Here is an 18,997-nt window from a genome sequence, read left to right on the forward strand (position 1 = left end):
GACTGCGAGGATCGCGTCGGTTGCCGTCATCGTGACCGCCACGTTAACGATCGGCGTCGAATGCGAACTGTTCCCGACGTCTCGTCGGCGGTCCTGCCGATGAGGCTTCTCAGGACCAGACGCGCAGGATGATCAGCAACCCGACCGGGACGACGAACATCAGGGCGATCGCCCACTGGATCTCGTTCCGCGCGCGTTTCACCTCGCCCTCCAAGGCGTCGATGCGCGCCTCCAGGGCGCGGTATCTCGCGTCGCTCATGCCCGGCTCCGTCGATTCGGTTCGCATGGGCGATGTGGAAGCGCGCGACCGTCGCTGTCCAGCAATGGGGGGGAGCCGGCGAGGGCGGACGGGCAGGTCCCCCGCACGCGGTGCGGGACTCTTCCCGGTCCCTGGGGGGCCCGATCAGGGCGTCGGGCGGTATTCGTTGCCCTGATCCCCGCCTCGCCCGGTTGCCATTTGCCCCTCGAAACCGTACGTCCCGTCTACGCGCAAGCGTGTCGGGGTGTAGCGCAGTCTGGTAGCGCATCTGGTTTGGGACCAGAGGGTCGTAGGTTCGAATCCTATCGCCCCGACCATCATTTCCCGCCGAGGCTCCCTGGAGTTGGACGACCCGATGACGAGCGCCCGCATCTACCAGCCCGCGAAGGATCCGACGCAGTCCGGGACGGCGCGGGCGAAGGCCTGGGTGCTGGAATTCGACCAGACCGCGCCGCGCGAGACCGACCCGCTGATGGGGTGGACCGGCTCGTCCGACATGCTGCAGCAGGTCCATCTCGAGTTCGAGACGCGCGAGGACGCCCTGGCCTACGCGACGCGGGCGGGCCTGTCCTACCGGGTCGAGGAGCCGCAGAAGCCGATCCTGCGCAAGGGCCTGTCCTATTCGGACAATTTCAAATTCAATCGCACCGCTCCCTGGACCCACTGAGGCGCTGCCTCCGGCGCGTCAAAGCTGGATCAGGATGGTGACGGCACCGAAGATCAGGACGGAGCCGACCGCGGCGTCGAGTAGGATCAGGGCGGCGCGCGATTCGCGCAGGTCGTCGTTCATCATCGCCGCAGGCTAGCGCGGCTGGGGGCCGCCGCCAATCCTCTCATGAGCCGCGCTGTTGCGTGAGCCGTTAGGCCGCGCCCGCTCTGTCATACCAAATCCTGTCCCCGGGGGCTGGCGGATTTCGGCTTCGCTCGAGCGCCGCGCCGGCTTGCCGATACGGGCGCCGCTTCGCGGAAACGCAGCCCGGATCAGAAGAAGATCGGCCGCGCGCTGGCATGGTGCTCGGCCAGCACCGCGTCGTTGGCCGGATCGATCTCCTTGAGAACCGCGTCGTAGCCCCAGAGATCCGCCAGGTGCTGAAGCACCCGCTTGGCATCATCCTTCTGCAGGGTGATGCGATTCAGGGCGCGGTGATGCACGATGAGGCGCCGGTCGCCTTCGAGATCGACGTCCACCACCTCGATATCCGGGTCGAGCCACGCCACGTCGTATTGCCGGGCGAAGGAGCGACGCATCTTGCGATAGCCGCGCTCGTCGTGGATCGCCTCGACGTAGAGCTCCGACTCGTCGGGGTCGTCGACCACGTGGAACAGGCGCATGTCGCGCATGAGCTTGGGCGACAGGAACTGCGCGATGAAGCTCTCGTCGCGATAGTTCGCCCAGATGTCGCACAGGGTCGCCATGGCGTCGCCGGTGCCGGCGATCTCGGGGAACCACGCGCGATCCTCCTCCGTCGGCTGTTCCACGATGCGGGCGATGTCCTGCATCATGGCGAAGCCGATGGCGTAGGGGTTGTGGCCATTGTAGCCGCGCTCGTTGTAGTTCGGCTGGCGCACGACGTTGGTGTGCGACTGCAGGAACTCCAGGTAGGCCGCCTCGCCGATCAGGCCCTTCTCGGACAGGGCGTTCATGATCCGGTAGTGGCAATAGGTGGCGCAGCCCTCGTTCATCACCTTGGTCTGGCGCTGCGGATAGAAGTACTGCGCCACGAGGCGGACGATGCGCAGGATCTCCCGTTGCCAGGGCCGGAGGCGGGGGGCCACCTTCTCGAGGAAGTAGAGGATGTTCTCCTGCGGCAGTTCGAGGAGCGCCTTGCGCCGCTCCGCCGCGATGTCGGGACGGCCGGCGGCCGCCTTCTGCGGCAGGGTGCGCCAAAGGTCGTTGTAGATCTGCTCGCCGTGCTCGGCGCGCTCGCGCTCGCGGCGCTGCTCCGAGGCGAGGTCGGGCCGCTTCTTGCGCGGATAGCGGTGGACGCCCTGGCTCATCAGCGCATGGGCGGCGTCGAGCACGGCCTCCACCGCGGCATGGCCGTGGCGCTCCTCGCAGCGCGAGATGAAGCCCTTGGCGAAGTCGAGATAGTCGAGGATGCCTTCTGCGTCGGTCCACTGCTTGAAGAGATAGTTGTTCTTGAAGAAATGGTTATGGCCGAAGGCCGCGTGCGCAATCACCAGCGTCTGCATCGTCGCCGTGTTCTCCTCCATGATGTAGGAGATGCACGGGTCCGAGTTGATGACGATCTCGTAGGCGAGCCCCATCATGCCGCGCCGGTAGCCGGCTTCGTGCTGGGCGAAGTGCTTGCCGAAGGACCAATGCTTGTAGAACAGCGGCATGCCGATCGACGCGTAGGCGTCCAGCATCTGCTCGGCGGTGATGATCTCGATCTGGTTTGGATACCAGGACAGGCCGAGCGCCCGCGCCTCGACCTCGCAGGCATCGTGGATGCGCCGGATCGTGTCGAAATCCCAGTCGTTGCCCGTGAAGAGCGGCTCCTGGCTACCGGAGATCCGCTGGGGCGTGGGGCGGATGATGCTGCCGACCATACGATTTACGCCTTCCTCGATGGGTCCGTGCTCGAAGCGTCCGGGTCCCGCTTGGCCATGCCCCGTCTCGCCAGGTTCAGGCCTCGGCTTCCGCCCGGGCGTCCTTGCGCCCGAACAGCTCGCGGAAGACCGGGTAGATGTCGCGGCGGTGGTTGACCTTGCGCATGGCGATGGGCGCGCCCGTCTTCGCCAGGCTCTCGTAGGTCCGCCACAGGGTGGTGCGGTGCTCGACGAAGCCGGCCCGCGGGCCGTTCTCGTCGCCGACCTCCAGATAGGCGAAGTGCTGGCAGGCCGGCAGGATGTGGGCGCGCAGCAGCTCCGTCGAGGTCGGGCCGTCGCTCGACACGTTGTCGCCGTCCGAGGCCTGGGCGGCGTAGATGTTCCAGTCGTTGGGATCGTAGCGCTCGGCGATGACGCGCTTCATCTCCACCAGCGCCGAGGAGACCAGGGTGCCGCCGGTCTCGCGCGACCCGAAGAACGTCTCCTCGTCCACCTCCGTCGCCTTGTCGGTGTGGCGGATGAAGACGATCTCCACGTGCCGGTAGCGCCGGGTGAGGAAGATGTGCAGCAGGATGTAGAAGCGCTTGGCCAGATCCTTCATGTGCTCGGTCATCGAACCCGAGACGTCCATGAGGCAGAACATCACCGCCTGCGCCACCGGGCGCGGATAGGTCTCGAACCGGCGGTAGCGCAGGTCGAGGGGGTCCACGTAAGGGATGCGCTTGGTGCGCTCGCGCAAGCCCGAGAGCGCCAGGAGCAGGTCCGGCAGGTCGGGATCGCTCGACGGCATCGCGGCGATGCGGGCCTCCAGGGCGGCGATCTCGTCGGGTTTCGGCCGCTTGAGGGCGATGCGCCGCGACATGGAATTGCGCAGGGTGCGCGTCAGGGCGAGGTTGGCGGGCGAGCCCGAGATCGTATAGCCGGCCCGGCGAAGCCCTTCGGTCTCCACCACCGAGAGCCGGCGCTTGGCGAGATCGGGCAATTCGAGGTCTTCGAGGAAGAGCTCGAGAAACTCCTCGCGGGTCAGGACGAAGCGGAAGGCGTCCTCGCTGTTCTCCGAGCCCTCGCCGCCCTCCCCCGAGCCCTTGCCGCCGCCGCCCGACGGCGGGCGCTCGATCCGGTCGCCCTCCACGTAGGTCTTGTTGCCGGGCAGGATGTGGTCGTGCAGGCCGGTGCCGGACTGGCGGGCGAAGCGCGGCTCGCGAACCCCATCGACCGGCACCGAGACGCGGCCGTCCTTGCCGAGATCCTTGATGTCCTTTTCCCGCGCGGATTCCCGCACGGCCCGCTGGGCCACGTCCTTCACGCGGCGCAGGAAGCGTTGGCGATTGGCGAGGCTCTTGCCCCCGGGATTCAGACGGCGGTCGACGATGTGCATCCGATGTGTGTGCCTTCGCCCTCGAGACCAATGTGGGATCGGCGGAGCGGGGCGACCACCCGTGGCGGCCGCCCCGTCACCGTGCGGACGACAAAGCTCGGTCGATGCCCTAGCCAGCCTGCTTCACCCGCATGTACCACTCGACCAGACGGCGGACCTGCCGCTCGGTGTAGCCACGGGCCACCATCCGGTCGACGAACTCGCCGTGCTTCTTCTCCGTCTCGCCGTCCTTCTTCGAGCCGAAGGAGATGACCGGCAGGAGCTCCTCGACCTGGCTGAACATGCGCCGCTCGATGACCTCGCGCAGCTTCTCGTAGCTGGTCCAGGAGGGGTTGCGCCCGCCGTGCTGGGCCCGCGAGCGCAGCGCGAACTTCACCACCTCGTTGCGGAAGTCCTTCGGATTGGCGATGCCCGCCGGCTTCTCGATCTTGGTCAGTTCCTGGTTCAGGAGTTCGCGGTTTAGAAGCTGCCCGGTCTCCGAATCCTTGAAGTCCTGATCCTCGATCCACGCATCGGCGTAGTCGATGTAACGGTCGAACAGGTTCTGGCCGTAATCGTGGTAGGATTCGAGGTAGGCCTTCTGGATCTCGTGACCGATGAACTCCGCGTAGCGCGGCGCCAGCTCCGTCTTGATGAATTCCAGGTAGCGCTTCTCGGTTTCGGGAGGCAGCTGCTCGCGCCGCAGGGCCTGCTCAAGCACGTACATGAGGTGGACCGGATCGGCCGAGACCTCGGTCGTGTCGTGGTTGAAGGTCGCCGCCATCACCTTGAAGGCGAAGCGGGTCGAGATCCCGTCCATGCCCTCGTCGACGCCAGCGGCGTCCTTGTACTCCTGCATCGAGCGGGCGCGGGGATCGACCTCGCGCAGGGACTCGCCGTCGTAGACCCGCATCTTCGAGAAGGCGTTGGAATTGGCGTGCTCGCGCAGGCGCGAGAGCACCGAGAAGCGGGCCAGCATCTCCAGGGTTCCCGGCGCACAGGCGGCGTCGGACAGTTCGGAGCCCGAGACCAGCTTCTCGTAGATGCGCTGCTCCTCGGTCACACGGAGGCAGTAGGGCACCTTGATGACGTAGATGCGGTCGATGAAGGCTTCGTTGTTCTTGTTGGTCTTGAAGGTCTGCCACTCGGACTCGTTCGAGTGGGCCAGGATCACGCCAGTGAACGGGATCGCACCGATGTTTTCCGTGCCGACATAGTTGCCCTCCTGCGTCGCGGTGAGCAGGGGGTGCAGCATCTTGATCGGCGCCTTGAACATCTCGACGAATTCGAGGACGCCCTGGTTCGCCCGGTTGAGGCCGCCGGAGTAGGAGTAGGCGTCGGGATCGGCCTGCGAGAGCGTTTCCAGGCGCCGGATGTCGACCTTGCCGACGAGGCTGGAAATGTCCTGGTTGTTCTCGTCGCCGGGCTCGGTCTTGGCGATGCCGATCTGGCGCAGGCGCGAGGGGCGGACCTTGATGACCTTGAACTTCGAGACGTCGCCTTTGAACTCGTCCAGTCGCTTGAGGGCCCAGGGGCTCATCAGGCCCGTAAGTCGTCGCTTGGGGATGCCGTAACGCTCCTCGATCTCGGAACCCATCGTTTCGGGGTCGAACAATCCGAGCGGACTCTCGAAGACCGGCGAGACCTCGTTGCCGGCCTTCAGCACGTAGATGGGGTGCGTCTCCATCAGGGCCTTGAGGCGCTCGGCTAGGGAGGACTTGCCGCCGCCAACGGGGCCGAGCAGGTAGAGGATCTGCTTGCGCTCCTCCAGCCCCTGTGCCGCGTGGCGGAAGAACGAGACGATCCGCTCGATCGTCTCCTCCATGCCGTAGAACTCGGCGAAGGCGGGGTAGACCCGGATCGTGCGGTTCATGAACACGCGCCCGAGGCGCGGGTCCTTCGCGGTGTCTACGAATTCGGGCTTGCCGATCGCCTCGAGGATGCGCTCCGCGGCGGAGGCGTACATCAACGGTTCGTCGCGGCAGGCTTCGAGATACTCGGAGAGGCTCATCTCCGTATCGCGACGCGCCTCGTAGCCACGGGCGAAGCTCTGGAACAGGTCGTTCGTCGACGGCATAGGCTTTCCGATCCCCTCACGACAGCGACAGCTTCATCCTGTCTCGCCTTGGATGCAACTGACAGGCCCAGTTTTGTCGCAGCGCATTCACGACGGAACTTGGGCGTGGGATGCGTGCCACAGTGCACCAGGCGGCCCTGCCATTCGGGTTCGGTGTCGGAGCCGCGGATGGCAGACCACCGCGGCCCCGGGGGAGGCTCACAGGTCCGTGGAATCCTTCTTCGCCGCGTCCGGCTTGGTCGCGTCGGGTTTGGCGGCGCCGACCGTGATCTTGATGTTCTGGGTCTGGACGTTCCCGTCGGAATCCTTGACGTCCACCGTCACTTCGTCGCTGCCGGTGAATCCGTCCTTGCTCTGGTAGAACACCGCCTGCACGGCGGCCTCTTTGCTGGGGCAGCGGTACTTCGCCGGGGTCTTGATCTTGCCGACCTTGGTGATCAGCGAGCCGTTCTTCGGCGCGCCGCTGACGCGGATCTCGGGCATCGGGCCGGTGGAGCAATCCTTCTTCAGGTTCGGCACGATGGCGAGGCGCACGCTCTTGCCGCTGGCGGCAGTCTCGCTGCGGGTGACCGTGGTCTGCGCCAGGGCCGGCCCCGCCAGGAGGGTGCCGGCGGCCAGGAAGGTGAGGGAACGGGCGAGCAGCATGCGGGACGAACTCCGATCACGCCGGGCGATCCGCGCGGGACGCGGTGGATTCGGCCCGGCTACAGCGGATGTGGGGATCGCAGGCGCGGCCGTCGAGTGGGCGTTCGCCCTCCCCGCGATCACCGCTCCGCCCTCAGGCGTCGCCGATGGGTTCGGGAGGCAGGCGCAGGCCCGCCAGGGCGGCACGGCATGCCCGGAGGTCCGCGAGGGCGTCCGCCAGGACAGCCCGCTGCGCGGCGGTGAGGCCGTCCCCGGGGGCGAGGTCGGCTGCGGGCGCCTCGTGCTCGGCATCCTGGAGCGAGGGTGCGGCCGCCACAGCCTCGCCCCGGCCCACCGACTGGACGAAGCGCAGGCCACGTTCCCGCAGGACCCGCTGGGCGCCCTTGATGGTGTAGCCCTGCCCGTGCAGCAGGTGCTTGATGCCTTTCAGGAGGTCGAGATCGTCGGGCCGGTAGTAGCGCCGGCCGCCGGCCCGCTTGACCGGGCGGATCTGCGTGAAGCGCGTTTCCCAGAAACGCAGGACGTGCTGGGGCACGTCGAGTTCGTCCGCGGCTTCCTTGATGGTGCGGAAGGCGCCCGCGCTCTTCTCGGGACCCTCACGCACGGCCGCCTCCCCGTCGCGAGAATCGGATTTTGCGTCTTCGATCCGCGCGGCGAGGGACATGGCGGGCCTACGCGTCGTCGTGCTCGGCCGCGCCGTTCAGGCCGTTGATCCGGGCCTTCAGCACGTTCGAGGGCTTGAACACCATGACCTGGCGGGGCTCGATCGCCACCTCGACGCCGGTCTTCGGGTTGCGCCCGACCCGACGGCCCTTGCTGCGCACCACGAAGGACCCGAACGAGGACAGCTTCACCGTCTCGCCGCTGGCGAGGCAGGCGCAGATCTCGGACAGCACCGTTTCGACCAGGGCGGAGGACTCGGTCCGCGAGAGGCCGACCTGCTGGTAGACGGCCTCGCTCAAATCGGCGCGTGTGACCGTCTTTCCCGTCATGCGATATTCCCCAAGGCGATTCGAGTTTTCTTAGTATCTCTATGATTGCGCACGCTAATCGGCGTTCAGGCCGGGGTCAACAGTGCGTGAGGCCCCGTTTCGGAAACCGGTCGCGCCTACCAGCGGATGAGGGCCGCCCCCCAGGTGAATCCGCCGCCGATCGCCTCGATCATCACGAGGTCGCCGGGCTGGATCCGGCCGTCCTTGCGGGCGACGTCGAGGGCCAGGGGGATCGAGGCCGCCGAGGTGTTGCCGTGCCGGTCGACGGTGAGGACCACCTTCTCGCGGGTGATGCCGAGCTTGTCGGCCGACGCCTCGATGATCCGCCGGTTTGCCTGGTGCGGCACGAACCAGGCCAGATCCTCGGCCGTGGTCCCGGACGCCCGGAAGGCGTCGTCGACGACGTCGGTCACGGAGCCGACGGCGAAGCGGAAGACGTCCTTGCCCGTCATCCGCAGATGGCCGGTGGTTCCGGTGGAGCCCGGGCCGCCATCGACGTAGAGTTTTTCGCGGTGCCGTCCGTCCGAGCGCAGGCTCGCGGTGAGCACGCCGCGATCGGCGCTGCTGCCCTCCCCTTCCCGGGCCTCCAGCACGACCGCCCCGGCGCCGTCGCCGAAGAGCACGCAGGTCGTGCGGTCCTCCCAGTCGAGGATCCGCGAGAAGGTCTCGGCCCCGATGACCAGGGCACGCTTGGCGCTCCCCGTGCTCAGGAACTTGTCCGCGGTTGTCACGGCGTAGACGAATCCGGCGCAGACGGCCTGGACGTCGAAGGCGAAACCGCCGCGCAGGCCCAGCGCTGCCTGGATCTCGGTGGCGGTCGACGGGAAGGTGTGGTCGGGCGTCGAGGTGGCGCAGATGATGAGGTCGATGTCGTCGGCGCCGAGGCCCGCCTCGTCGAGGGCCGCCCGGGCGGCGCGCGCGCCGAGGACCGAGGTCGTCTCAGTGGCATCCGCGAGGTAGCGCTGGCGGATGCCGGTGCGCTGCACGATCCAGTCGTCGGAGGTGTCGACGGTGCGGCTGAGCTCGTCGTTGGTGACGCATCGGGCCGGCAGGGCGGAGCCGCAGCCGACCACGACGGAGCGCAGGACCTTTCCGGAATGGGCCGTCCCGGTCGTGACCGTCATGGGGCCGTCCTTCTGTGCGCGGGTCGGCTCATGACGCGACCGCGGCCGGCGTCAGGTCGAGCATGTCGCGGATGGTGCGCATGAGGTCGTGCCGGGCCATGTCGTGGGCGAGGTCGACCGCCGCCGCGAAGCCGTGCGCGTCCTCGGAGCCGTGACTCTTGATGACGATGCCCTCGAGACCGAGGAACACGCCGCCATTGGCCCGGCTCGGGTTCATCTTGTCCCGCAGGGCCTTGAAGGCCTGGCGGGCGAAGAAGTAGCCGATCTTGGCCGAGAGGGTCCGGCTCATGGCGGCGCGCAGGTAGCTGCCGATCTGCTTGGCCGTCCCCTCGGCGGTCTTCAGGGCGATGTTGCCGGTGAAGCCCTCGGTGACGACGACGTCCACCGTGCCCTTGCCGAGGTCGTTGCCCTCCACGAAGCCGTGATAGGCGAGGTTCGGCAGGTCGGTCTCGCGCAGGTAGCGTGCCGCTTCCTTGACGGCCTCGTTGCCCTTCATCTCCTCGGTGCCGACGTTGAGGAGGCCGACGGTCGGCCGGTCAAGGTCGAACACGATCCGGGCCATGGCCGAACCCATCACCGCCATCTCGACGAGGTGCTCGGCATCGGTGCCGATGGTGGCGCCGACATCGAGGACCACGCTCTCGCCGCGCACCGTCGGCCAGAGGCAGGCGATGGCCGGGCGCTCGATGCCCGCCAGGGTCTTCAGGCAGATCTTCGACATCGCCATCAGGGCGCCGGTATTGCCGGCCGAGACGGCGGCATCGGCCTCGCCGTCCTTCACCGCCTGGATCGCGCGCCACATCGAGGACTTGCCGCGCCCCGAGCGAACGGCCTGGCTCGGCTTCTCGTCCATGGAGATCGCCATCGTCGTGTGGCGGATCTCGACGGCGCCCTTCAGGCGCGGCTCGGCGGCCACCAGTGGCGTGAGGATTGCCTCATCCCCGAACATCAGGAACGTCATCTCGGGATGGCGCTCGCGGGCGATGGCGGCGCCGGGCACCACGGTCGTGGGGCCGTGGTCGCCGCCCATGGCGTCGAGCGAGATGCACACTCTCTGGGACATGGTGGGTGGCCGGTGGCCTCTGATCGCGGAAGGAACGGCCTCCCGGCGGGAGGCATCACGGTGGGCGGGGTAGCGGCGGACGACCGGCCCCCTGCCCGGCGGGGCGGAAAATAGCGATTGAGGCCCGGTGGGCAAACGAAATCTTAGCGTTTCGCCCAAAGCCGGTCCGATGTGCCGGTCGCGGATCTCAATCGTTGGCGGGCTTGAGCCCGCGCAGGGCCGCCAGCGGCGGCTCGTCCAGATCCTCGATATGGGGCTCGAACGCGACGCCGGGCTTGCGCGGATAGGGGTCGAGCCCGAGCGCCAGGAACTCGCCCGTGATCGCGCCAAAATCGATCTTGCCTCCCACGATCGGGTCGGGGACGTCGGCATCCTCCGCGTCGGTCCCCGCGAGCCGGTCGGTGTCGGTGAACAGCAGGTCCACCGGCTCCGAGACCGGCCCCTCGAAGGGCTCCAGGGACACCGTGCAGACCTGCGTCACCTGCGCCGTCACCGTTCCGCGCACCCGGAAGGCCGAGGGTGGGCCGCTCGTCTCGAAGGTGCCCACGAGGTCCCGGATGGCCGGGATCTCGAAGTCGGCGGCCAGGGCGGCACACTCCTCCGGGCTCGCGGTGACGACGAGCCGCCCATCGCTGCGGCGCAGGCGGTCGACGCTGACGATCCGCGCGAGCGGTCCGGTCTCTCCGTGACGGGGCGTATCGTGGCGGGTCATGGGACGATCCGTGTCGTGGTGCCGTCCGGTCCGGCCGGGGGAGCGGCGAAGGATTGCGGCGGCGGGAATGCCGGGCCGGTGGCGATCAGCCCGTCGAGGTCGGTCTGGGCCAGGGCGACATCGCTGGCGAGGACGTAGCGGGCGAGGCCGGCCGCCGCCGCCGGTGCGCCGACACCGAGGACGTTGCGCGCGAGCGCTGCCGTCAGCGCCGCCGTATCCCCGGCATCGAGGGCGGCATCGTAGCCCTCGGCCCGGCCGTAGAAGGCGGATCCGAGCTTCTTCATGCGCTTCGGGACCCCGAAATCGCCGATGCCGGATTCCCGAAGGGACGAGTCGAGCTGCAGGAACACCGCGTTCACGAGGTCCTGGGCCACGTCGGCCGCCGGTTCCGGCAGGCGGTTCAGGCGGCGCAGAACCAGGATGACGTGCAGGATCAGGCACTCGAACCGTCCCTCCAGCGTGTCGGGTACGCCGAGGTGGAGGTAGAGGTCCGGTTGGCGGGCCGCCTCGTTGATGCGCCCGTGCAGCGTCTCGATCACCCGCTCGCGCGGGCTCGACCGGCCCCAGGCGCGGAGCCGGTCGAGGAGCCCCGTCATCATGCGCATCTCCCGGGCTCGCCTGGCGCGAAGCCGGCGCGGACGGCCGGCGGGTGTGGCCGGGCTTGCCTTGTCAAAACCATAACCCCGCGTTACGGCAGCGAACGGTCAAGGTGCAACCTCCATCGGGATACTTCTTGCCTCGGTGTCGGGTCGGGATCGGGGCCGCAAGACACCGTCACGGAAGACGCCTTCCCGGAAGTCGCGTCCAGTTTCTCACTGTCAGCAAGGGTGGCCGATGTCGCGCCGTCTCGTCTCGTCGCTCGCTCGCCTCGCCGTCCTCGGCGTGATCGGTGCCGGTGTGTCCGGCTGCATCGGCGAGGACATCCGCCACGGCTACCAGATCGACCAGGCCGCCCTCGCCACCGTGAAGCCCGGGATGAGCGCCGAGCAGGTGCTGCAGATCCTCGGCACGCCGTCCACCGTCTCTACCGTCGGCAACAAGTCGTGGTACTACATCAGCCAGAACACGCGCCGTACCGTCCTGTTCCTCGGCGAACGGGTCGAGGACCAGAAGGTCACCGCCGTCTATTTCAACGGCGCCTTCAAGGTCGAGCGCGTGGCGCTCTACGGCCTGCAGGACGGTAAGGTGTTCGACTTCATCGAGCGGACCACGCCGACCAGCGGCGCCGATCGCGCCTTCCTCAGCCAGCTCTTCCGCGGCCTGACCAAGTACGAGCCGTTCGGCAGCGGGTCCGGCACCAGCGTCGTGCCCGGCGCCAATCGCGGTCTGTAGGCATCGCGGTCCACCCCTCGGGAACCGAGGGGCTGGGCGACCGGCCGACTGAGGGGGCGCGCGTGTGGCGCGGACCGTGAATGGCTCGCCCGGGCTCGACGCCAGGCGGGCAGAGGACCCGAGGATGCCGTTTCGCGAAGCCTTTCTCGTCGAGGGTGGCGAGACCGGCGCGCTCCTGCGCAGCCATGACTGGTCGGCGACCTCGCTCGGCATGCCGGGCGGCTGGCCCCAGGCCCTGAAGACGCTCGTCGGCGTGATGCTCGGCTCGCAGCAGCCGATGCTGATCGTCTGGGGGCCGGACTACATCACCCTCTACAACGACGGCTACGCCGCCATGTGCGGCGCCCGCCATCCGGCCGCCCTCGGCGGCTCGTTCCGCGACCTCTGGCACGACATCTGGGATCAGGTGGAGCCGATCCTGGCCCGCGCCTATGCGGGCGAGGCGACGCACATGGACGGCATCGCCTTCATCATGCACCGCAACGGTTATCCGGAGGAGACCTACTTCTCCTTCGGCTACACGCCGGTGCGCGACGAGGCCGGGCAGGTCGTCGGCATGTTCTGCGCGTGCGCCGAGACGACGGGCCGGGTGCAGGCCGAACGGCGGGCGAGCGCCGAGCGCGAGCGCCTCGAGCAGCTGTTCGCCCAGGCTCCGAGCTTCATGGCCGTCCTGCGCGGGCGCGAACACCGCTTCGAACTCGCCAACCCGGCCTACCGGCGCCTCGTCGGTGACCGGCCGCTTCTGGGTCGGACCGTCGCCGAGGCTCTTCCGGACGCCGTAAACCAGGGCTATCTCGACCTTCTCGACACGGTCTATCGCTCCGGCGATGCCTTCACGGCGACGGCCTCGAAGCTCACCCTGCAGGGCGTGGCGGACGGGGCGGAGGTCGAGCTCTATCTCGACTTCGTCTACCAGCCGATCTTCGACGATGACGGCGCCGTTACCGGCGTCTTCGTCGAGGGCGTCGACGTCACCGACCGGGCGCTTGCCGAGATCGCCCTGCGCCGGAACGAGGCGGAATTGCGCTTCCTCAACGCCGATCTGGAGCGCCAGGTCATCCTGCGCTCCAACGAGCGCGGACTGACTTGGCTGGTCAGCCCGGACCTGCTCGGCGTGCTGCACCCGGACGGCTACTTCGAGCGCCTGAACCCGGCCTGGGAGGTCGTGCTCGGCTGGTCCGAATCCGAGATCGCCGGCCGGTCCGTGCTCGACCTGATCCATCCGGACGACGTGGAGCGCACCGCCGAGGTCGTCGGAGCCCTGGCGGGCGGCACGCCCGTCTTCCGTTTCGAGAATCGCTATCGCACCCGCGACGGCGGCTATCGCTGGCTGTCCTGGACGGCGGTGCCGGAGGGCGGGCGCTCCTACTGCAGCGGCCGCGACATCACCGAGGAGAAGGCGCGGGAGGCCGCCCTCGCCCAGGCCCAGGAGGCCCTGCGTCAGGCGCAGAAGATGGAGGCCGTCGGTCAGCTCACCGGCGGCGTCGCCCACGATTTCAACAACCTTCTGACCGTCATCAAGTCCTCCACCGACCTCCTGAAGCGGCCGGGCCTCGCCGAGGATCGCCGCCGCCGCTACGTCGATGCGATCTCCGACACCGTTGCGCGGGCCGCCAAGCTCACGGGCCAGCTCCTCGCCTTCGCACGGCGCCAGGCCTTGAAGCCCGAAACCTTCAACGTGGGCGCGGGCGTCGCCGCGATCAGCGAGATGGTCGGCACCCTGACGGGGGCCCGCATCGCCATCGTGGTCGAGGTGCCGGAGACGCCCTGCTACGTGCATGCCGATCCGAGCCAGTTCGACACCGCGCTGGTGAACATGGCGGTCAATGCGCGCGACACCATGGAGGGCGAGGGCCGCCTGACGATCCGCGTCGGCGCCGTCTCGGGGATCCCGCCCCTCGACATCCGCGGGGACGCCTTCGTGGCCGTATCGCTGACCGATACCGGCTCCGGCATCGCCGCGGGGGACCTGCACCGGATCTTCGAGCCGTTCTACACCACCAAGGGCGTCGGTCAGGGGACCGGCCTCGGCCTCAGCCAGGTGTTCGGTTTCGCCAAGCAGTCGGGGGGCGAGGTTCTCGTCGAGAGTGAGCCGGGGCGCGGCTCGACCTTCACCCTCTATCTGCCGCGCGTGTCCGGCCTATCCGAAACCGCCAGGCCGCTCGAGGAGGCCGAGCCGCTGACGGAGGGGCACGGCACCTGCGTCCTCGTCGTCGAGGACAACCCGGAGGTCGGCCGCTTCGCGACCCAGACCCTGGCCGAACTCGGCTATCACACGGTCTGGGCGACCTCCGCCGCCGATGCCCTGCGGCAGCTCGAGAAGATTCCCTTCCGCTTCGAGGTGGTGTTCTCTGACATCGTCATGCCGGGCATGAATGGGATCGAGCTCGCCAAGGAGATCGTCCGGCGGCGGCCCGACCTGCCGGTGGTACTGGCCAGCGGGTACAGCCATGTCCTGGCCGAGGAGGGGGCCCACGGGTTCGAACTGCTGCACAAGCCCTATTCGGTGGAGCAGCTCTCACGGGTCCTGCGGAAGGCGGTGGCCGGCAGTCGTCGCGGACGGCGCGATCGACTCTGACCGCTTCAGCGGCTCCCCGGCTCGCTGGAATCGAGCTGCGCGATCAGGCTCGCGAACAGGTCGGAGACCTCGGATTCGGGCTGAGGGGCATAGGTCGCCTGCAGGCCGCCGGCGAGGCAGGCGACCAGGAAATGCGATCGCGCCCCGCGGGCGCGGGACCGGCGGACCCCCGGCTCCCGATCCGAAGAGACGGCCGGTCCGATCGGCTGCGATCGCTGCGTCTTGTCCATGCACAAGCTTTCCAAGTGTAGCGTCGCTCCGAACGCCTCACCTAACGGACGTTAACGTGGCGTGCGGAGGGAGCAATAGGCAATCCGGCCGGCCGGAGCGCTGTGCACTTTCCGATACCCTGTGGCGGGGTCGACACGACGGTCCGGCCGATCGCTGCGGGGTCGGCGAAGAGGTGCTCCGGCGTTCGCGCCGCAAGTGCGTCGGCGCGGGTATAGCCCCAGGTCACGGCCCCGAAGGCACAGCCCGCTTCGGTCGCGGCCTGATGGTCGCGGATCTCGTCGCCGACGTAGAGCGCCGCGGACGGGGCGAGGCTGGCGTCACGGATCAGGGCACGCAGGCGCCGGGCCTTGCCGAACAGCGACGCACCGCAGGTGTAGTGAGTGAAGTGGCGGGCCGCCGGTCCCAGCGCCCGCCGGATCGTCGCCTCCCGATTCGAGCTCGCGATGCCGAGGCGCAGGCCCGCTCCGTCGAGGTCGGCGAGCAGATCAGGCACGCCGGGAAACAGCCGGATCCCCCCCATATCCCGGGCCGCGAGCCGGTGCATGTGCCGGGTGATCAGCGGTAGCTTCCAGGCCGGAATCCCGAGATGCCGGACGATGCCCCGCGCATCCATGCCCCGGAGCGTCTCGGTCTCGTGCTCTGCGATGCGGGCGAAGCCGTAGCGGTCGGCTACGCCGTTGATGACACCGGCGAACCAGGGAAAGCTGTCGGCCAGGGTCCCGTCGAAATCGAAGACGACGAGGCGATACGGAGGGAGACTCACGATTTGAGGTGATCCACCGGGATGACGAGGCGCATCACGAGACCGCTCGGGGCCCAGTCCTGCTCCAGCGTACCGTCCAGCTGCCCGACGACGCTGCGCTGCGCCAGGACCGTGCCGAAGCCCTGCCGGGTCGGCGGACCGGTCACCGTGGGGCCGCCGCTCTCCGCCCAGGTCAGAATGTAGGATGGGCCGTCACGCCGGCCGGTGAGGCGGACGCCGCCGGTCTCGGTCGAAAGGCCGCCATACTTCATCGCGTTGGTGGCCTGCTCGTGCATGATCAGCGCCAGCGCCGTGGCGGCGCGCTCGCCTACGGCCACGTCGTCCCCGTCGACGACGATCCGCGCGCGCCCGTCCTGCACGTAGGCCGCCATGATCAGGCGCATCAGGCCGAACAGGGTCTGGCCCTTCACCGCGGGGGCGCTCGCCGGGGAGTGCGGGCGGACGTATTCGTGCGCCTGCGCCAGGGCGCCGAGGCGCTCCCGGAAGGCCGAGACGAAGGGACGGGCGGCCGGATCGGTCCGGGCCGACAGGCCGGCGATGCCGCCGACCACGGCGAAGATGTTCTTGATCCGGTGCGACAGTTCCTTGATCAGGAGGTCCTGAGCCTCCTCCGCCCGCTTGCGCTCGCGCAGGTCGCGGGTGACGGTGGCGTAACCGACGAACCGACCCTCGTCGTCCCGCACCGGGAAGATGTTGTAGAGGACCGCGATCCCCTCCCCCGTCCCGAAATGCCGGAAGGCGAGCTCGCCCTCCCACCAGCCCTGCCGCTCGACGGCGGGCAGGACCATTCCGGTGACGAGCGCCTGACTCTCGGGCATGAAATAGTCGAGGAGCTGCGTGCCGGCCACCGCGGTGACGTCGGGGAGTCCGACGAGGCGGCGTCCGGCCTCGTTGATGTGCTGGACGAACCCCTCCCGGTCGGCCATGCCGATGAAGTCCTGTGACTGCTCGACGATGGCGGCGAGTTTCAGCGCCTCGGCCTCCGCCCGCTTCAGGTCCTCGATATCGGTGCAGGTGCCGAACCAGCGCTCGATCCGCCCCTCGGCATCGAAGAGCGGCATCGCCCGCCCCAGGGTCCAGCGATAGGCCCCGGAATGGTGGCGCAGGCGGTACTCAACCTCGTAGGGGTCGCCGGTGGCCAAGCTGTGCCGCCAGCGCGACCAGGCCCGGTCCTGGTCGTCGGGATGGAACATGCCGTTCCAGGCCTCGCCGTCCGTCGAGCCCGGCGGGACGCCGGTGAACGCGTACCAGCGGTCGTTGTAGAAGTCGTGATAGCCGTCGGGCCGGGTGGTCCAGACCATCTGCGGCATCGCGCCGGTCATCACCCGGAACCGACGCTCGCTCGCCTCCAGCTCCGCCTCGCGCGCATAGACCTCGCGGCGGGTCCTGGTCAGCTCGATCAGCGTCGCGGCCTGCCGGGCCAGCGCCTCCAGCATCTCGGCCTGCACCGGGGTGATGCCCTCGGGACGCGCGATGCCGTCGAGGACGCAGAGAGTGCCGAGGGGATAGCCCGAGCGCGAGCGAATGACCGCACCGGCGTAGAAACGGAGCTGCCGCTCCCCCGTGACGAGGGGGTTGTCGCGGGTGCGCGGATCGAGGGTGAGGTCCGGGATGACGAGGAGCGCCTCGGCCTCGAGGGCGTGCGCACAGATCGACATCCGCCGTGGTGTCTCGGGCAGCTCGAACCCGACGTGTCCCTTGAACCATTGCCGGTCCGCTTCCACGAGGCTGACCAGCGCGATCGGCGCATTGCAGAGCAGGGCCGCGATGCGGGTCAAGTCGTCGTAGACGGCTTCCCGGCCGGTCGCGGCGAGATCCAGGCTGGCGAGCTCCGCCAGCCGATCGGACTCGGTCCATCCGGTCGGCGCGACTGAGCAGGCATCGGTCGATGGCAAAAGCGGCTATCCTCGTCGGTCGCAACACATAGGATGTCTCCCGTCCGAGCGATAGCGCTAACGGTCTTCGATGCGGATCGAGGTGAATCCGCGATGGTCCGGGTCTCACGACAATCGAGGAGCCGCCTCGTGTATAGAACTATACAGTAGACGGCTCCGATCGGCTCGCGTTGGCGGCTCAGGCCGCCTTGGCGGCACCCTGGGTCGGATAGTCGACGTAGCCTTCCGGACCCTGGCTGTACCAGGTCTTCATTTCGTCGTTGTTCAGCGGGGCGCTCGTGAACAACCGTTCCGGCAGGTCGGGGTTGGCGATGAAGGGCCGTCCGAAGGCGATGGCGTCGGCCTGGCCCTCGTTGAGGGCCGCCTGCGCCCGCGGGCCGTCGTAATCCGAGTTCAGGATCAGGGGGCCGTCGAAGGCCGCCCGCATCGCCGGGGCGATCGGGGGATGATTGGACGTCCCGAACGTGCCGTTCGGGCCCGGCTCCCGCAGCTCGAGGAAGGCGAGCCCGATCTTCGAGAGGGCCGCCGCCGCAGCGCCGAACAGGGCCTCGGGGTTCGAATCATCCACGCCCTGGATCGCGCCGTTGGGCGAGAGGCGCACGCCGGTGCGGTCCCGGCCGACGGCCTCGGCCACGGTGCGCGTCACCTCCGTGAGCAGGCGCAGACGGTTCTCGATGGAACCGCCGTAGGCGTCGGTGCGGAGGTTCGTGCCGTCGCGCAGGAACTGGTCGATCAGGTAGCCGTTCGCCGCATGGATTTGCACGCCGTCGAACCCGGCCGTCATGGCGTTGCGCGCGGCGCGGTCATAGTCGGCCAGCAGGCGCGGAATCTCGTCGACGGACAGCGCCCGCGCCTCGGCGTAGGGCTTCTTGCCCGCGTAGGTGTGCGCGGCGTCCGGGGCCGTTGTCGCCGAGGCCGAGATCGGCTTCTGGCCGCCGAGGAAGTCCGGATGCACGATGCGGCCCATGTGCCAGAGCTGGCAGACGATCTTGCCGCCGGCGTCGTGCACGGCCTTCACCACCGGCTTCCAGGCCTCGACCTGTTCATCAGACCAGATGCCCGGCGCGAAGGGCCAGCCCAGCCCTTCCTGCGAGATGCCGGTCGCCTCCGTGAGGATCAGGCCGGCGCTGGCCCGCTGGCGATAATACTCCACCATGATCGGCGTCGGCACGTGCTCGCGCGAGGCGCGGCCGCGGGTCAGCGGCGCCATGAAGACGCGATTCTTGGCGTCGATCGCGCCGATGCGGATCGGGTCGGACAGGGAAGGCATGGAGGAAGCTCACGTTGTTTCAAGGACGAACGGACGGCGCGCGGATTTCACCGCGCCCGTCGATGTCCTCATGTGGTCGTCGCGCCGGGCACCGCCAGACGTCGGCGTCCACCGACGCACCCCGCCCGTGCGGGCGCGCACGCGCC

18 protein-coding genes and 1 tRNA gene are annotated in these 18,997 nt (G+C 68.6%); 4 read left to right on the plus strand and 15 right to left on the minus strand.

The genetic code is table 11. The features are described 5' to 3' along the window. Positions 1-109 precede the first annotated feature (109 nt). Positions 110-259: a hypothetical protein gene (locus ASF41_RS24615; RefSeq protein WP_156389567.1), complete on the minus strand. Its 150-nt coding sequence runs from the start codon at positions 257-259 to the stop codon at positions 110-112. A 240-nt stretch (positions 260-499) separates the two neighbouring features. On the opposite strand from ASF41_RS24615, the gene ASF41_RS04935 reads away from it, so the two are divergent. Continuing rightward, positions 500-576: transfer RNA gene (locus ASF41_RS04935), tRNA-Pro, on the plus strand. A gap of 38 nt (positions 577-614) precedes the next feature. Further along, positions 615-926: an ETC complex I subunit gene (locus ASF41_RS04940; RefSeq protein WP_056491405.1), complete on the plus strand. Its 312-nt coding sequence runs from the start codon at positions 615-617 to the stop codon at positions 924-926. A 314-nt stretch (positions 927-1,240) separates the two neighbouring features. Here the strand turns inward: ASF41_RS04940 and ASF41_RS04945 are convergent, their stop codons facing one another. The 10 genes from ASF41_RS04945 to ASF41_RS04990 form a co-directional block, all read right to left on the minus strand. Beyond that, the gene (locus tag ASF41_RS04945) at positions 1,241-2,812 is read right to left on the minus strand and encodes a SpoVR family protein (protein WP_056491373.1); all 1,572 of its coding nucleotides are present in this window, start codon (positions 2,810-2,812) and stop codon (positions 1,241-1,243) included. 76 nt (positions 2,813-2,888) lie between these two features. After that, entirely contained in the window at positions 2,889-4,190 is a 1,302-nt protein-coding gene (locus tag ASF41_RS04950; protein ID WP_056491375.1) for a YeaH/YhbH family protein, read from the minus strand. 109 nt (positions 4,191-4,299) lie between these two features. Further along, positions 4,300-6,246 carry a PrkA family serine protein kinase gene (locus tag ASF41_RS04955; protein WP_056491376.1) on the minus strand — a complete coding sequence of 649 codons (1,947 nt, stop codon included), beginning with the start codon at positions 6,244-6,246 and terminating at the stop codon, positions 4,300-4,302. A 198-nt stretch (positions 6,247-6,444) separates the two neighbouring features. Next, on the minus strand, positions 6,445-6,891 hold the full coding sequence (locus tag ASF41_RS04960; RefSeq protein WP_056220968.1) for a hypothetical protein: 447 nt from the start codon (positions 6,889-6,891) through the stop codon (positions 6,445-6,447). A gap of 133 nt (positions 6,892-7,024) precedes the next feature. Further along, entirely contained in the window at positions 7,025-7,555 is a 531-nt protein-coding gene (locus ASF41_RS04965; RefSeq protein ID WP_056271435.1) for a MerR family transcriptional regulator, read from the minus strand. Between the two features lie 7 nt (positions 7,556-7,562). Further along, complete coding sequence (locus tag ASF41_RS04970; protein ID WP_056220962.1) at positions 7,563-7,883, minus strand: integration host factor subunit alpha; 321 nt, start codon at positions 7,881-7,883, stop codon at positions 7,563-7,565. Positions 7,884-7,999: 116 nt separating this feature from the next. Next, positions 8,000-9,007: a beta-ketoacyl-ACP synthase III gene (locus ASF41_RS04975; protein WP_056491377.1), complete on the minus strand. Its 1,008-nt coding sequence runs from the start codon at positions 9,005-9,007 to the stop codon at positions 8,000-8,002. Positions 9,008-9,035: 28 nt separating this feature from the next. Further along, on the minus strand, positions 9,036-10,070 hold the full coding sequence (plsX, locus tag ASF41_RS04980) for a phosphate acyltransferase PlsX (RefSeq protein ID WP_056220954.1): 1,035 nt from the start codon (positions 10,068-10,070) through the stop codon (positions 9,036-9,038). Between the two features lie 187 nt (positions 10,071-10,257). Beyond that, entirely contained in the window at positions 10,258-10,782 is a 525-nt protein-coding gene (locus tag ASF41_RS04985; protein WP_056220951.1) for a DUF177 domain-containing protein, read from the minus strand. Beyond that, complete coding sequence (locus ASF41_RS04990; protein WP_156649674.1) at positions 10,779-11,378, minus strand: ubiquinol-cytochrome C chaperone family protein; 600 nt, start codon at positions 11,376-11,378, stop codon at positions 10,779-10,781. The genes ASF41_RS04985 and ASF41_RS04990 overlap by 4 nt, the downstream gene beginning before the upstream one ends. 238 nt (positions 11,379-11,616) lie before the next feature. On the opposite strand from ASF41_RS04990, the gene ASF41_RS04995 reads away from it, so the two are divergent. Together ASF41_RS04995 and ASF41_RS05000 are read left to right on the plus strand one after the other, a co-directional pair. Next, positions 11,617-12,114 (plus strand): outer membrane protein assembly factor BamE, encoded by a 498-nt coding sequence (locus ASF41_RS04995; RefSeq protein WP_056220949.1) that lies wholly within the window; start codon positions 11,617-11,619, stop codon positions 12,112-12,114. Positions 12,115-12,238: 124 nt separating this feature from the next. Beyond that, on the plus strand, positions 12,239-14,692 hold the full coding sequence (locus ASF41_RS05000) for a PAS domain-containing protein (protein WP_056491378.1): 2,454 nt from the start codon (positions 12,239-12,241) through the stop codon (positions 14,690-14,692). Between the two features lie 5 nt (positions 14,693-14,697). Here ASF41_RS05000 and ASF41_RS05005 read toward each other — a convergent pair whose 3' ends face one another. The 4 genes from ASF41_RS05005 to ASF41_RS05020 all read right to left on the minus strand — a co-directional run bounded on the left by ASF41_RS05005 (position 14,698) and on the right by ASF41_RS05020 (position 18,851). After that, a complete protein-coding gene (locus ASF41_RS05005) occupies positions 14,698-14,922 on the minus strand; it encodes a hypothetical protein (protein ID WP_056220943.1) in 225 nt (74 codons plus the stop codon). A gap of 41 nt (positions 14,923-14,963) precedes the next feature. Beyond that, a complete protein-coding gene (locus ASF41_RS05010) occupies positions 14,964-15,686 on the minus strand; it encodes an HAD-IA family hydrolase (RefSeq protein ID WP_244479561.1) in 723 nt (240 codons plus the stop codon). Further along, positions 15,683-17,581, minus strand: coding sequence for a PAS domain S-box protein (locus ASF41_RS05015; RefSeq protein WP_056491380.1), 1,899 nt, complete (start codon positions 17,579-17,581; stop codon positions 15,683-15,685). Before ASF41_RS05015 ends, ASF41_RS05010 begins: the two co-directional genes overlap by 4 nt. A 178-nt stretch (positions 17,582-17,759) precedes the next feature. Next, complete coding sequence (locus ASF41_RS05020) at positions 17,760-18,851, minus strand: alkene reductase (RefSeq protein WP_056491383.1); 1,092 nt, start codon at positions 18,849-18,851, stop codon at positions 17,760-17,762. Positions 18,852-18,997 lie beyond the last annotated feature (146 nt).

The organism is Methylobacterium sp. Leaf111 (genome assembly GCF_001423285.1).
GTDB lineage: Bacteria > Pseudomonadota > Alphaproteobacteria > Rhizobiales > Beijerinckiaceae > Methylobacterium.